Below are 13,378 nucleotides of genomic sequence, written 5' to 3' on the forward strand. Positions count from 1 at the left end.
ACAGAGTCAAAAAATATAATCCTTCTTGCGAATAATCATATCCTTTTAAACGAATGGAACGGCGGTGGGGGTAGATTGGCATAGGTTATTCAAATAGACTTTAATTTAAACAATTTTGCCCACATAGAAAATGTTCTTTACGCCATTTCGCAACCAAAAACTACTTGTTTCCTCCTTTTTCCCTTGCTTTTTTAATCGACTTGCTATTAATCCCCTCCGGACGTTTCTCAATATCAACCTTGTAACCTAACAAATCTCTAATCACTACCGATGCACAAACCCCACCAAAAGCAGCTGGCAAATAAGAAATGGTGCCGTAAGCAGAGCGCTTGAAATTAGAACCATCAGTCATAATCAGTGATTCCTTCATTACCTCCTCTATAGAAAATACAGCTTTTATTGTACTTGCATTGCCCAATTTTTTCAAACGTTTACGCACATATTGTGCAAAAACACATTGGTAGGTATCTGTTAAATAGGTTGTACGCAACTTTGTTGGATCTAGCTTACCGCCAGCGCCCATAGAACTTACAATAGGTAAATTGAACTGTAAAGCGGTTGATAACAAAGTTACCTTTGGCGTAATGCTATCGATGCAATCCATCACATAATCAAACTTAGTCGTAAGGATTTCGCGGCATCTTTGGGGTGTTAAAAAATCTTGCACTACATGCAACTTGAGCTCTGGATTAATGGCCAACAATCGCTCTTTCATAATTTCGGCTTTGCTAACACCGTGGTTAGTTGCCAGCGCCGGCAACTGTCTGTTTCTGTTACTCGGGTCTACCACATCGCCATCTACAATGGTCATTTCGCCAACACCAGACCTACAAATAAACTCTGCTGCAAAAGAGCCTACACCACCTAAACCAATTACCAAAACGTGCTTTTGCTGCAACAAATCAATCCCTTGGTTGCCAACCAATAATGCAGAGCGAGATAACCAAGCTAAATCAGACATTTTAATTTAAAGTTACGGGTTGTCTGTTACGAGTTGCGAGCCTTAGGCACTTAGCCACATAACTCGCAACTCGTAACCTGTAACATACTACAACAACCCCAGTTTCTTACAATTGGCAAAAATAATATCTTTAAGTTTATCTAATGAGATTTTCTTAATTTCGGCCACTTTGTTATAAATTTCTGTGATACTAACATCGGCTTCATCTGTTTCTAAAAAGAATGGCGTCTCTGTTTTTTCCAAAGCCATTGCGACTTCATCAGATTTTAAAACGGCAGCCCCAAACGATAAATAAAACCCTTGGTTAATGAGCTGTTGTGCCATTTCGTATTTTTTATTGAACCCATGGATAATCATTGGTACGGTGGGCTGCAAGCGTTTTTTTAAAGCAACCAATTCATCAAAAGCTTTTACGCAATGGATGATTAAAGGTTTTTTTAGCTCTTCCGCTAATGAAATTTGGGCTTCCAAGGTCTGTAGTTGGTTTTCCATTGGTTCTCCCTTAAGCTTGTCCAAGCCGCACTCGCCAATCAGCTTTACATTTTCTTGCCTAGCTAAAACGTTCAAATATTTTAGGTTTTTATCAAGCTCTTGCAATTTGCCATACCATGGGTGTATACCAATAGAAATAGGTTTGGTTTTGGGCATGGCCAAAAAAAATACTTTCGGTTAAAGAAAGGTTTTGTATAGATAAAACTCCTTGCTCTTGCTTGGTTTGATGGGTATGAATATCTAAAAAAATGCTCATCTATTATAAAGGTAGCAATTACCCTTGTAAAAGTTTTTATGCTGTTTGCATCCCCAACAACACTATTGCTCTTCCTTGAAATAAAGTTTATAGCAATTCATTCCTTTTTCGGCATCGTATTCTTTCTCTATCAGCTCTTTGTTGCCGTGTATATACACATGAAAATTCTTGTCTAGCTTTAAGATGCTTTTAAAATCCTTAGCCTGTTTTTTTACTGCAGCGTCAGAAATGTCAAAAGTATCTGCAATTTGCGTATCAAATTCTTCTTCGTAAGATTGTTTGTAGCTCTTAAATAGCTCAATACCTTCTTCGTTGGCAATTACTTCATTGGCAAATTCGTCGATATCAAAAGTTTCTTTCTCCTTAAAATACTTCATCGAACGGTTCAATAGATCAATTTTATCTGTTTTTTCTACATCAAATTCTTGATCTAATTTTTCTGTAACAAAGTTCTTGTAAACATCCATCACATTTTGCGTTTTGTTGAAGTTATCGTTCCTAACTTTTAAAACCAGAAACTGATCTTTCCAATAGGCGGCATCAGATGTACGGCTGGTCGTATCAATTACAACTACTTTGTAACCTTCTTCCTTTTCGGTGTTAAAAATTAAACAGCCTTTATCTAATTTGTTGATGTTGATACCTTGTTGTTCGTAGCTGATACCAAAACCACTCTGCTCTGGAAAAACCTTGATAAAGCTTTCTTTGTTCTCTGATCTGAAAATGCCGATGGCATCGTGTAAATCGCCCTCTATCTGCAGGTTTTCAAAATAGCCTACATAAAGCTCGCCACCTTTAACTTTTGGATGGTCTGCTACCTCAAAAAGGTACTTTGCAATCTCTTGGCTATTTTCGTGAAATTTACCTCCATCTGCAAAAACTTCTGAAACCAAGCGGTAAATTTCGTTCGAATTTAAATCGTTGCTGTGCTGTGTAAAGCGAAAAACTTCGTTCACTTTTTGAAATGGCGAAAGGAAATACTGCTTCAACAATTGGTTCAGCATTTCATCTTCTACGTGTATAGAACTGTCGGAAAGCGAATAATATTCTTCGTTTGTTTTGTTACCAACATGATGCACCGAAAGCTCAGCTAAATTCGATTCGAAAAAAGATACCATAAATTTGAATTGAGGAGCAAAGGTATTAAAAAGTAGGGAGTGAAAAAGAGGTAAAGCAAAACGAGTTGTGTTTGCGAATTACACCTTGCTGAAATGGCGATGGTGATATTTGTAGCTTTACTACTAGAACTCCAATTTTAGGCTCTGAGTATTAAAACAGAAAGGATGACCGCTGGCCATCCTTTCACTTTGTTTAACCCCTTCCGGGTCTGCCGCCGCTTTCGCTTCGGCTAGATCTTTCTGAGCTCGAACCATTAGATGATCTACTGTTTGAGCTAGATGGTTGTGAACGTTCCACAGAACGCTGTACTCTTTCAGTTCGCTGTGGCTGTGAAGAACGTTCTGTACGCTCCATGGTTCTTTGTGGTACAGCTTGTTGTGTTCTACCTTCGGCAGAAGATGAACGAGAAGGGAAATTTTCCCTACTGCGCTCCATACGCTCTATACGTTCTGGCGCTACGGTTGCACTTGGTCTGTTCGCATTGCCATTACTTTGCTCGTTTGTAGTTGCACTTTCTCTTGATCTGCCAAAAATACTTCCTCTATTGCTACTACGCTCATTGTTGCTATCTACTCTTGTTTCTCTTCTTGGAGCGGTTGTTACGCCGCGTTCTCTAGTTGCACTATTGTCGAAACCTCTTTCTGTTCTCTCGCCTCTTCCGTTATTAGCATTATAAGCACTGTTATCGTTACCACGGCTATCTCTTGTTACCGCACTATTTCTTTCAATCCTATCGCGGGTAACACTACCTGTTATTGCTTGTCTAGGTGCAGCTTTAGCATTATCGCTACCTCTAGTTGGTCTTGGGGCATAAACATTTACGGTATTGTTTTCAATCCTATTTCCGCCAGATCTAGTTGTTCTAGAAACATTGTAAACAGTTACGTTTCTATTGGTTGCCCTTCTCACATCATCTATTCTTGGGCCGGTGTAATAGGTTCTATTGTTACGAACGTAGGTATTGTTAATAATTATCGTATTTTGAATATATACCCTATTTCTGCCACTGTAATAACGTGGATAGCTATTGTAATAAATATGAGCACTTGGGATAAAGTTCCAGCAGAAATCTGGAATTACATAACGACGGCCAATGTTAATATTGATACTAATACTAGGCCCCATAGGTGCCCATCCGTAGTATCCGCCGCCACTTCTCCAGTCTACCCAAGCTGGCCCCCAAGTGGTATCTGGTATCCAAACCCAATTGTTATACCTGTTGTAAATCCAACGTCCGTAGTGGAAAGGCGCCCATCCCCAATCGTAGTTAGATACCCAAGTATTACCATACTCTGTCATAGCCCAACGGCCATTGCTATAGTAGGGTCTAAAATCTGCTTGATCTACATCTGGTCGCCAAACGTATCCATATTCTGGGTCGTTTATCCAAGTTCCATAAGGAGAAAGCTCATCGTAAAATGTTTGCAGAGAAACATCATCGTACTGCGCTTTTGCAATTTGAGTGGTTCCGGTAAGGAGCAGCAAAAGCCCCAGCATCATCGCTGGAAATTTGATTAAGGTTTTCATGTCCTGTGTGTTTTAAAAATTTATAATTAACCTAACACCAGAGCTATATCAATTTAAAATCCAAACTGTGTTAAAAGGTGTAAAAAGCTATTAGTTGCAACAAGAAAGTTGCTCATCTACAAGAATTAACGTAAGTTTCGGCGTTTAAGTGCAAAATCTGTATTAAAATTATGTCATTAGCAAACACAAACAGAACTAAATTTGATACACTAAACAACCAAGCAGAACACTTGATTGCACTTTATTGTTTTTATAAATTTTAATTTTGTGTATGAAAAAAGGTACTTTGTTTCTAATTCCCGTTCCGCTGGCAGATAATGCTGCCCATAAGTCTTTTACCCCATTTTTAATTGATACCATTAATAGCATCAAAACTTATATCGTAGAAAATGAAAAAACAGCTCGCAAATTTTTAAAGGAGGCAGGTTTAAAAACTCCGCAGAGCGAATTGTTGATACACGATTTTGGAAAGCACAAGAGAGGAAGCTCATTAGCCCCATTTTTTAAAGAACTAAACGAAGGCATAGATGTAGGTTTAATGAGTGAAGCGGGTTGCCCAGGTGTGGCAGATCCGGGGGCAGAAATTGTGGCCGAAGCACATAGAAGAAATATTAAGGTGGTACCACTTGTGGGGCCAAATGCAATGTTACAGGCCTTAATGTCATCTGGCTTTAGCGGACAGAGCTACGCATTTACCGGCTACTTACCCATAGATAAAGGAGATAGGGTAAAACGAATTAAGGATTTAGAACAATTATCCCAGCGCTACAGGCAAACGCAGCTTTTTATGGAAACGCCTTTTAGAAACAATCATTTGTTAGAAGATATTTTAAAAAACTGCCAACCCAATACACTATTATGTGTAGCCTGCAATATTAACGCCGAAGATGAATTTATTAAAACCCTGCCAATAAGTTTATGGCGTAAAGAAAAAGTAGACCTTCATAAAAAGCCTACCGTGTTTTTAATTTATAAAGGAAATTGATTTCAACCGATTCTCTTTAAATCTCTCTTTGGGGAGATTTAGAGAGGCTTTAATAGGTCTCGCTATCAGGCGGAATACCGTAATCAACAAAATTCACATCGGCTTTTTTCTTTTTGGAAGTAAAAGAGGTAAACAATGATTTTGCTTTGCTAAATAGTCCGGTTAAACTTTCTACATCTAAAGATTTGCCCACTTTACCCGAAACCAATGCTGCAATAGCTTTAGTTATAACCCCCGAGCCTCTAAACACCGTTTTATTTAAAAACATAGGCAGAATTAAGGACATGATACTTCCGCTTAAGTTCGTTTTTCCATCAAGCTTCATTAAGCTTTGCGGGTTAAAGAAATCCTTAATTAAATTTAATGGCGAAAATTGCTTGATATAACTTCTAGTATCGTCTTTTAATTGTGCTTCCTTACGTTCACACTCCATTTTAACGCGACTAATTTCAAGATGTAATTCTGCCAAAGATTTGATGTCCTTATTCCTCATCGTCTGTATCTGCTATCTTATTAAAATATTTTCTGATGAACATGTTTACCAATACCTTCTCGATGATTTTGTCTTTAGCGAAGAAAACGATAATGGATAAGAGTAAATAAATTCCAGCCACACAGCCAAAGCCGGCAACCATACTGCCAAATACTTCGGCAAGGTATAACGCCAAGGTTATGGTGCCTAATAAAAAAGCAAGCACGAAGCAAACTACTACAACCGTGTTGGTAATTAAATCTGCAAATAATTTAGATCCTTTTTCAACCGATTTTAAGTGTACGTAATCTAGGCGAGTGTCTACATAGCTTTTTGCATCAGAAACAAGCTCTTCAATGGTCTTCTCTTTTTTCTCTTCCATTATCGTTTTAAGGTATTTTATACATGCTCTACTTCGTCCGAGTATTCTTGCTCAACATCGCGAAGTTTACCTTTAATTGAGTTTACCACTTTGTCTTTTAAACCACTTAGGTTATTAATTTCATCAGCAGCTCTTTCTTTGATAGAATCTCCAAAATCCTTTAAGGATTGGCCCAATTTATCACGAGTATCTGTGCCTTTATCTGGGGCAAAAAGAATTCCTAATGCCGCTCCCGCAGCTAAGCCAGCCAATAAGGCTACTACCACTTTTGAATTATCGTTCATGTTTTTATAGTTTTATGTTAATGATAAAAAATTATATAAACTATAGTATTTAAACTATGTATAAATACAAATTGTTTTAAGTATTTGCTTTTTAATAAAGTTTATGTTCCACCACTTATGCTATCCCAATATAAGCAAAAAAAAGCCTGTAGCAAATCAAAAACAAATATTGTTCCAATACGTATGCAAAACTTGATGAAAGTTAAATTAGTTTATTGGCAACTGAATTACAAACAAACTACCTACCTCTTGCGGCTTAAAAATAATGCTTCCTTTGTGGGCAAGCACAGTGCGCTCTGCTTCGGTTAGGCCTAAACCCTCGGTATCTTTTTTTGTAGTAAAAAAGGGTTCAAAAATCTGATGTTCTGAGCCTTTGCTAATTCCTTTGCCATTATCTTCAACCAATATAGAATAAAAGCCGCTATCGTTAATGGTGCTCACATTTAAAACCTTTGGATAGTTCTCCATGCTTTCTATTGCGTTTACAAGAATGTTTACCAGTGCTTTTTTTATCTGCTTTTTATCTATAAGCAAATGCAAATCTGTTGGCAGCAAATGCTTCTCTAAAACAATACGATGGCCTAAAATCAAGTCGCCTACTTCAACCAATGCCTCTTCTATCAAGGTATTGATATTGGTTTTTTGAATAACGATAGGCTTATTTTCGGTGCTAGAAACAAAGTTTTTTGTAAGCTGGTTAATGCTATTAAAATTCGCTTTAATTATTTCTAAACCCGCTTGCAAATTTTCGTTATAAACCAGCGCTTCATCTGTGCTTAAATCATGTAAAACCAGATTAATTGTAGAAAGTGGGTTTCTTATTTCTTCTGCAAACCCTTTGGCAATGTGCTCAGAGATAGAGAATTTACTTTCGTGTATAGATTTGGCTTCTTGGTGTTTCCTGTAGGTTAGGTCATGTATAATGGTATGGTAAACTTCAACCATGTTCTGCAAGTCTATCTGTAAAAAAGAAGAGAGGCTACAGAAATAAACTTGGCCTTTGCTAGAAACCATCTGACATTCAAAATCGCTAACCGCTCCTTTGGTTTCTAGCTCTTGTACAAAGTTGTCTCTATCTTCTTGCGTATAAAATAAAGACCTGTCGTTAGTTACCAGCATTTCTTTAATATGATAGCCAAAAAAGTCTAGTCCAGCTTTATTGATATCGTGTATTTTGCCAGTAAAATCTGAAATAAGGATAGGTTCTTTTGCTTTGTCAAAAATGATTTTGAATTTATTTTCGCTTTCTTTTAGCGCTTTAAGTGTTTCTGCCTGTTTTAGCGCATAGCGTATAGACCTATCTAAGGTGTCGGCATCAATTTTATCTTTTACCAAATAATCTGCAGCGCCAACATTCATGGCTTCTTCATCAATCTGGTAGTCTCCTTTTCCGGTTAGAATAATAATGGGCTCTTTAATACCAGATAATACGGCCTCATTTACCAAATCTACCCCAGTGTGTTTACCCAACCTATAATCTACCAAATAAACATCATATTGCCTTTTTAACACTGCATTTATACCTTTTTCAAAAGTATCTATCCAAGAAAGTTCGTATTTACTGGCAATGCTACTATGGCTAAAAATGTCTTTAGTAATGATGTAGTCATCCTCATCATCATCAATTAACAAAACCTTTACTCTGTTCATACGTTTAATATTTGATATTGAGCCATTTGCCTGCAATGGATGTTGTAATACTCACTAAACCACTAAAAGATGTTGGTTTGGTAAAAAAATCATTGGCTCCCAGGGCCATAACCGAATCAATGTCATCTTTACTTTTGGAAGTAGACAACACTACCAAAGGGATATCCCTAGTATCTGTTCTACTTTTTAATTCTTTAACAACACTCCTTCCATCTAATACAGGCATATTCAAATCTACGAGAATTAAACTAGGTAGCTCATTCTTGGAAATCAATTGGTTTACATATTCTATCAATAATTTTCCATTGCTTAAAAAAGTAACCGCATCTTGATAAATCTCTGAAAAAGCATCTTTAAGCATTAAAGCATCATCTGGATCGTCTTCGGCAATTAAAATAAGTGGTTTGTGCATAGTAATTATTGAGTAGTGCTATGTTTAAGAGGCAAAACAATAAAGAAAGACGCTCCTTCTCCTTCTTTACTTTTGGCAAAAATAAAACCGAAATGGTTTTCTACAATTTTTTTGCAGATTGCCAATCCTATTCCTGTACCTTTATAAGCTGTTCGTGAGTGCAAACGCTGAAACAAATCGAATATTTTTCCTGCATAGCCTTCATCAAACCCTATCCCGTTATCGGTAATTTTTACAACGCAATAATACGAATGTTGCAAAACGCCCACAACAGGAATTGCACTGCCAATAAGTACTTGAGAAGAAATCTCTAAGATTGGCTGTACGTTTGGCCTTACAAACTTTAACGAATTGCTAATGATATTTTGAAAAACCTGTGCCAACTGCGACGAAATACCATCTACCTTTTCATTTACCGAAAGTGTAATTTTTGCATTGGTACTTTCTACAGCATAGTCTAAACCGTGTAGCACACTATCCAATAGCTCTTTTAAATCTACCTCACTAAACTCTTTTACCTCTCGGGTTACTTTAGAAAATGCTAATAAGTCATCTATTAATGCTTGCATACGCTCGGCGGCATTTTGCATACGATCAATATAATCTTGCCCTTCGCTGTTAATATTTGCCGCAAATTTGGTCTTCAGCCTGTCGCCAAACGCCCTAATTTTTCTTAGTGGCTCTTGTAAATCGTGCGAAGCGACATAAGCAAATTGCTCTAGATCTTTGTTAGAAATGTTGAGTTCGTTAATTTTTTCCTCTAGTTTTCGCTGGGCTTCTTTTAATTGTGTTACATCTTGTGTATTTCCTAAATAAGAAAAACCTTTCCCAATTTCATCTTCTTTAAATTTTGCGGTAGTAGATACATGTCTAATCTCGCCATTTGGCCTTACTATCCTATAATTTACCTTAAAAGAGGTTTTGTTTTGCCTAGCTTCTATAAATGCTTTCCGTAATATTTTAACATCTTCTTTATGTACAAAATTGCTGTAAGAATTAATGTTGATAAGGGTAGAATGAGGCAAGTACCCGTGGATATTGAACATCTCGTCTGACCAAACCACCTGCTCGCCATTACTTTGCCACTCCCAACTGCCGTTATTAGAAACGGCCTCGCCTTCGCGTAGTAAGGTTTCATTTTTTCTGAGTTTTAAGGTAGCTTCTTTAAGCTCGGTAATATCTTGTACAGTGCCTACCAACTTATTTTCTTTGGTTGCAAAATACCCCTGATTTAGCACGTATCGTTTAACCCCATCTGGCCTAACAATTTGATATTCGGCGGCAAAATTAGTTTTGTTTTTTACAGCGTTAGCGAGCTCTTTGGCAAGCTTGTTTCTATATTCTGGCAAAACTACCTGCTCTGCAATGGCATGCGTGGGATGAAATGTATTGCCCCCAAAACCGTATATCTTGTAAAGCTCATCAGACCATTTATAGGTATTAGCTTTAATGTCTAACTCCCAACTACCCAACTTCGAAATTTTCTCGGCATTGGCCAACAAGCGCTCTCTTTCTATCAAATTTGCTGTAAGCGCATGTTTCTCTCTTACTTCTACATCTAATTTTGCAATAATGCGCTGCTCGTTTCTAACGGTTTCTACGTAATTAAGTATAATTCCGGTTAGCGGCACCAAATAACTAATAAACCTAAGGTAGTGTGCCGCATTATAATAGGGGTCGAACACGGAAGTGCTGAGCGCCATAAAAAGTTGTGCTAAAAATAGCGGAGCAATGCTTAAAATTAAAAATTTGGAGAAAATACTGTGAAAACGCAACATAAATTTGGGCAGATAAAACGCAGCCCATACAAACAAGAAAATTAAAGGTAGAAAAGAAAAAAGATCTATTTTAACCATTTGGCTTAACACTTGCTTGCGCTGTAAAATAGAATCGGTATTGGCTATAATAAGCACACAACTTATACCCGCTAAAACACAAAAAATAGCTGTTTTATAGATGGTTTTTCGCTTCTGCTCTGGAGTTCTTAAATATCGAGCCTTTATTTTAAGATAAACAGCAGTTCCTACAAGAAGGGTTAACGAGTAAAAAATCCGGTTAACCCACCAGATAAAATATAGCTGGTCAGAAAAATCTGCTTCTACCTTTTTTTCATTCAAAATTAAAAGGTAGTAAATATCTAATACGGCCGAGATAAATAGCGTAATACCAAACAGGGTAATGGTTACTTCTTTTCGGATATTGTAATCTATTATGGCCAGTATGCCTGTAAAAAATGCGGCAGCAACCCCAAAGGTTGTCCAAATACTGGTATAAAAATTTTGCTCTACACTAAAAAAAGAAACTGCTTAGATGAATTTTGAAAAAAAATGGATAACACTATGGATAGTAATGGCACAATGCAGAGAAACATTACCATCCATAATATTTTTTTAGAAATGTGATAACGGTTTTTAAACCGAAACGACCCAAATTTTTTGATCAGATTTAGCACTTTTATTTACTATCGAGATCAATGGCTTTCATCTTGTTATAAAGTGTTTTTCTATCGATGTTTAGGATTTTTGCAGCTTTGGTTTTGTTAAAATTAACCTCTCTTAGTACATTTAAGATAGTTTCATACTCTGCCTCTAATGCTGCGTTTTTCAAGTCTCTAGGTTTGCCTTTCTCGGCATTTTCTGCGTGATCTGCTAATTCAAAACCTGGAGATTTGGCATAGGTTGAAATTTCTAAAGGAAGCGCTTTTACCTGAATTTCTTCTGTTTCGGTTAACAATGTGGCTCGGCGTACTACATTTTTTAATTCGCGAACGTTTCCTGGCCAGTTATAGGTTAAAAAGCAATCTATTACCTCCTCAGAGAAGCCCGAAATCTCTTTATTTAATTCTTGATTGGCCAACTGCAGAAAGCTTTCGGCAAATGCCAAAATATCTTTGCCTCTTTGACTTATTGGAGGTAGATTAATTGAAAACTCATTGAAACGATGGTAAAGATCTTCTCTAAACCTACCTTTAGCAATGGCATCTTGAAGGTTTTCATTGGTTGCAACAATAATTCTCACATCCAAATCTATTTCCTTGGTGCTGCCAATGCGTTTTATTTTACGCTCTTGTACGGTTCTTAGCAGTGCCGCCTGTATATCGTAAGACAAATTGCCTACCTCATCTAAAAAGAGCGTTCCGCCATTTGCCATCTCAAAATGACCTATTTTGGTATACAAAGCTCCAGTAAAAGATCCTTTTTCGTGACCAAAAAACTCACTTCCAGCTAGTTCCTTAGTTAACGAACCACAGTCCATTGCTACAAAAGGCTTGTCTTTTCTTGGGCTGTTAAGGTGTATCGCTTTAGCTACCGATTCTTTCCCTGTACCACTATCGCCCATTAAAATTACACTGTATGCGGTAGGTGCAACCAACAAAATTTGTTTCATCAAATCTTTTGAAGCTCCACTTTGGCCTATCACAAACTCATCGGTAAAAGCGTAAACAGTTTTACCTGCTTTTACTTTTTCTGCATTTGCCTGTGGTGTGTCCTGAGTGCTCGCATTTAGTGCTATTTGTGTTTCTATAGCTTTGTTTATGGTATTTAAAATCTCGTCTGGATAGAGCGGCTTTGTAATATAATCATAAGCACCTAGCTTGATAAGTTCTACCGCAAGCTTAATATCCGAATATCCGGTAATGATAATTACGCCTGTTTTAGGATAGTTATCTTTAATTTTAACCAACATTTCTTTTCCATCGGTATCTTCTAAACGATAATCGCACAGTACCAGATCATAATGATCTTTGGCCAAGTAATCCATTGCAGAAGTTCCACTGGTAGCGCTGGTTACATCAAAAGAGTTTCTGGTTAAAAATTTAGAGAGCAATAAGCCAATATTTATTTCATCGTCAACGATTAATATTTTTTTCATAGTTTAATTTAACTAGATGTGAGTGTATAATTTATAAGCTAAAATATGCAAAAAAAAGCAAAATGGGAATTATTTTCTACACTTATTGTATTTTATGTAGAAAACATACTTTAACGTATCATTTATACACTATTTGCTTAAAAAAAGCACTTACTTCTAAAAAAACTAAATCTTTGCAGCTATTGGCCTTTAAAAATAGCTTTTCTTTTCTCTAAGAATGCGGCAGTTCCTTCTTTAAAATCGTGGGTATCAAAGCAATTTCCAAATTCATCAATTTCTGTTTGGTAGCCATCTGCTTTTGGATTAAACCCTGCATTTATTGCTTTTATAGCGCTTGCAATAGCCAATGGTGCTCGTTGTTTAATTTTATCGAGCAATTCTTCGGCCCTGGCCAATAAGTCGCTTTGTGGAACCACATAATTAACCAAACCAATTTGTAGGGCTTTTTCGGCGCTAATCATATCAGCAGTAAAAATCATTTCGAAAGCCAAACCTTTACCAACCAACTGCGCTAAGCGCTGTGTACCTCCATAGCCTGGTATTAAACCCAAAGTAACTTCTGGAAGACCAAGTTTAGCATTATCACTCGCAATGCGAATGTGACAAGCCATTGCCAGCTCTAAACCGCCACCTAACGCAAAACCGTTAACGGCAGCAATTACTGGTTTGCTAGAATTTTCGATAGCGTTAAAAACATTCTCGTGTCCATCTTTAGCCAATTGTTTACCTTCTTCTAAATTATAACTCTGAAATTCAGAAATATCGGCACCAGCCACAAAAGCTTTCTCGCCTGCTCCAGTAAGCAAAATAGCCCTAACTTGCTTGTCGGTTTGGGCAGTGGCCACCGCATGAGCTAATTCGTCTAAAACTTCTTTATTTAATGCATTAAGTTTCTGCGGACGATTAATAGTAATATAAAGTACGTTGTTGTTTACTTCTGCTAGTAGTTGCTGATAAGTCATAAC

General features: G+C 37.1%; 13 protein-coding genes. 1 reads left to right on the plus strand and 12 read right to left on the minus strand.

What is annotated here, in order from left to right; all coding sequences use genetic code 11:
- Window positions 1-160: 160 nt before the first annotated feature.
- The 4 genes from OVA16_RS04645 to OVA16_RS04660 all read right to left on the minus strand — a co-directional run bounded on the left by OVA16_RS04645 (window position 161) and on the right by OVA16_RS04660 (window position 4,355).
- A complete protein-coding gene (locus tag OVA16_RS04645; protein WP_267763805.1) occupies window positions 161-961 on the minus strand; it encodes a tRNA threonylcarbamoyladenosine dehydratase in 801 nt (266 codons plus the stop codon).
- An 87-nt stretch (window positions 962-1,048) separates the two neighbouring features.
- The gene (locus OVA16_RS04650; RefSeq protein WP_267763806.1) at window positions 1,049-1,609 is read right to left on the minus strand and encodes a TatD family hydrolase; all 561 of its coding nucleotides are present in this window, start codon (window positions 1,607-1,609) and stop codon (window positions 1,049-1,051) included.
- Between the two features lie 162 nt (window positions 1,610-1,771).
- A complete protein-coding gene (locus tag OVA16_RS04655) occupies window positions 1,772-2,827 on the minus strand; it encodes a nucleoid-associated protein (protein ID WP_267763808.1) in 1,056 nt (351 codons plus the stop codon).
- A 193-nt stretch (window positions 2,828-3,020) separates the two neighbouring features.
- Complete coding sequence (locus OVA16_RS04660) at window positions 3,021-4,355, minus strand: DUF6600 domain-containing protein (RefSeq protein ID WP_267763809.1); 1,335 nt, start codon at window positions 4,353-4,355, stop codon at window positions 3,021-3,023.
- 271 nt (window positions 4,356-4,626) lie between these two features.
- On the opposite strand from OVA16_RS04660, the gene OVA16_RS04665 reads away from it, so the two are divergent.
- Complete coding sequence (locus tag OVA16_RS04665) at window positions 4,627-5,340, plus strand: SAM-dependent methyltransferase (RefSeq protein WP_267763810.1); 714 nt, start codon at window positions 4,627-4,629, stop codon at window positions 5,338-5,340.
- Window positions 5,341-5,389: 49 nt separating this feature from the next.
- Here the strand turns inward: OVA16_RS04665 and OVA16_RS04670 are convergent, their stop codons facing one another.
- The 8 genes from OVA16_RS04670 to OVA16_RS04705 all read right to left on the minus strand — a co-directional run bounded on the left by OVA16_RS04670 (window position 5,390) and on the right by OVA16_RS04705 (window position 13,375).
- The gene (locus OVA16_RS04670) at window positions 5,390-5,833 is read right to left on the minus strand and encodes a hypothetical protein (RefSeq protein ID WP_267763811.1); all 444 of its coding nucleotides are present in this window, start codon (window positions 5,831-5,833) and stop codon (window positions 5,390-5,392) included.
- A complete protein-coding gene (locus tag OVA16_RS04675) occupies window positions 5,823-6,194 on the minus strand; it encodes a phage holin family protein (RefSeq protein WP_267763812.1) in 372 nt (123 codons plus the stop codon). Before OVA16_RS04675 ends, OVA16_RS04670 begins: the two co-directional genes overlap by 11 nt.
- A 17-nt stretch (window positions 6,195-6,211) precedes the next feature.
- Entirely contained in the window at window positions 6,212-6,478 is a 267-nt protein-coding gene (locus OVA16_RS04680; protein WP_138723138.1) for a YtxH domain-containing protein, read from the minus strand.
- A gap of 207 nt (window positions 6,479-6,685) precedes the next feature.
- A complete protein-coding gene (locus tag OVA16_RS04685; protein WP_267763816.1) occupies window positions 6,686-8,128 on the minus strand; it encodes a hybrid sensor histidine kinase/response regulator in 1,443 nt (480 codons plus the stop codon).
- 4 nt (window positions 8,129-8,132) lie between these two features.
- On the minus strand, window positions 8,133-8,540 hold the full coding sequence (locus tag OVA16_RS04690; RefSeq protein ID WP_267763818.1) for a response regulator: 408 nt from the start codon (window positions 8,538-8,540) through the stop codon (window positions 8,133-8,135).
- Between the two features lie 5 nt (window positions 8,541-8,545).
- Window positions 8,546-10,804 carry a PAS domain-containing protein gene (locus OVA16_RS04695; RefSeq protein ID WP_324288595.1) on the minus strand — a complete coding sequence of 753 codons (2,259 nt, stop codon included), beginning with the start codon at window positions 10,802-10,804 and terminating at the stop codon, window positions 8,546-8,548.
- A gap of 190 nt (window positions 10,805-10,994) precedes the next feature.
- Window positions 10,995-12,413: a sigma-54-dependent transcriptional regulator gene (locus OVA16_RS04700; RefSeq protein WP_267763822.1), complete on the minus strand. Its 1,419-nt coding sequence runs from the start codon at window positions 12,411-12,413 to the stop codon at window positions 10,995-10,997.
- Between the two features lie 179 nt (window positions 12,414-12,592).
- On the minus strand, window positions 12,593-13,375 hold the full coding sequence (locus OVA16_RS04705; protein WP_267763824.1) for an enoyl-CoA hydratase/isomerase family protein: 783 nt from the start codon (window positions 13,373-13,375) through the stop codon (window positions 12,593-12,595).
- Between the last annotated feature and the right edge of the window lie 3 nt (window positions 13,376-13,378).

The sequence above is a fragment of the Pedobacter sp. SL55 genome, from assembly GCF_026625705.1.
Lineage (GTDB): Bacteria > Bacteroidota > Bacteroidia > Sphingobacteriales > Sphingobacteriaceae > Pedobacter.

Bases quoted from the DNA above. Each gene is read 5' to 3' on its own strand.
- OVA16_RS04685 (WP_267763816.1), bottom strand. From the start codon at position 8,128: ATGAACAGAGTAAAGGTTTTGTTAATTGATGATGATGAGGATGACTAC.
- OVA16_RS04705 (WP_267763824.1), bottom strand. From the start codon at position 13,375: ATGACTTATCAGCAACTACTAGCAGAAGTAAACAACAACGTACTTTAT.
- OVA16_RS04690 (WP_267763818.1), bottom strand. From the start codon at position 8,540: ATGCACAAACCACTTATTTTAATTGCCGAAGACGATCCAGATGATGCT.
- OVA16_RS04665 (WP_267763810.1), top strand. From the start codon at position 4,627: ATGAAAAAAGGTACTTTGTTTCTAATTCCCGTTCCGCTGGCAGATAAT.
- OVA16_RS04660 (WP_267763809.1), bottom strand. From the start codon at position 4,355: ATGAAAACCTTAATCAAATTTCCAGCGATGATGCTGGGGCTTTTGCTG.
- OVA16_RS04680 (WP_138723138.1), bottom strand. From the start codon at position 6,478: ATGAACGATAATTCAAAAGTGGTAGTAGCCTTATTGGCTGGCTTAGCT.
- OVA16_RS04645 (WP_267763805.1), bottom strand. From the start codon at position 961: ATGTCTGATTTAGCTTGGTTATCTCGCTCTGCATTATTGGTTGGCAAC.
- OVA16_RS04650 (WP_267763806.1), bottom strand. From the start codon at position 1,609: ATGCCCAAAACCAAACCTATTTCTATTGGTATACACCCATGGTATGGC.
- OVA16_RS04670 (WP_267763811.1), bottom strand. From the start codon at position 5,833: ATGAGGAATAAGGACATCAAATCTTTGGCAGAATTACATCTTGAAATT.
- OVA16_RS04655 (WP_267763808.1), bottom strand. From the start codon at position 2,827: ATGGTATCTTTTTTCGAATCGAATTTAGCTGAGCTTTCGGTGCATCAT.
- OVA16_RS04700 (WP_267763822.1), bottom strand. From the start codon at position 12,413: ATGAAAAAAATATTAATCGTTGACGATGAAATAAATATTGGCTTATTG.
- OVA16_RS04675 (WP_267763812.1), bottom strand. From the start codon at position 6,194: ATGGAAGAGAAAAAAGAGAAGACCATTGAAGAGCTTGTTTCTGATGCA.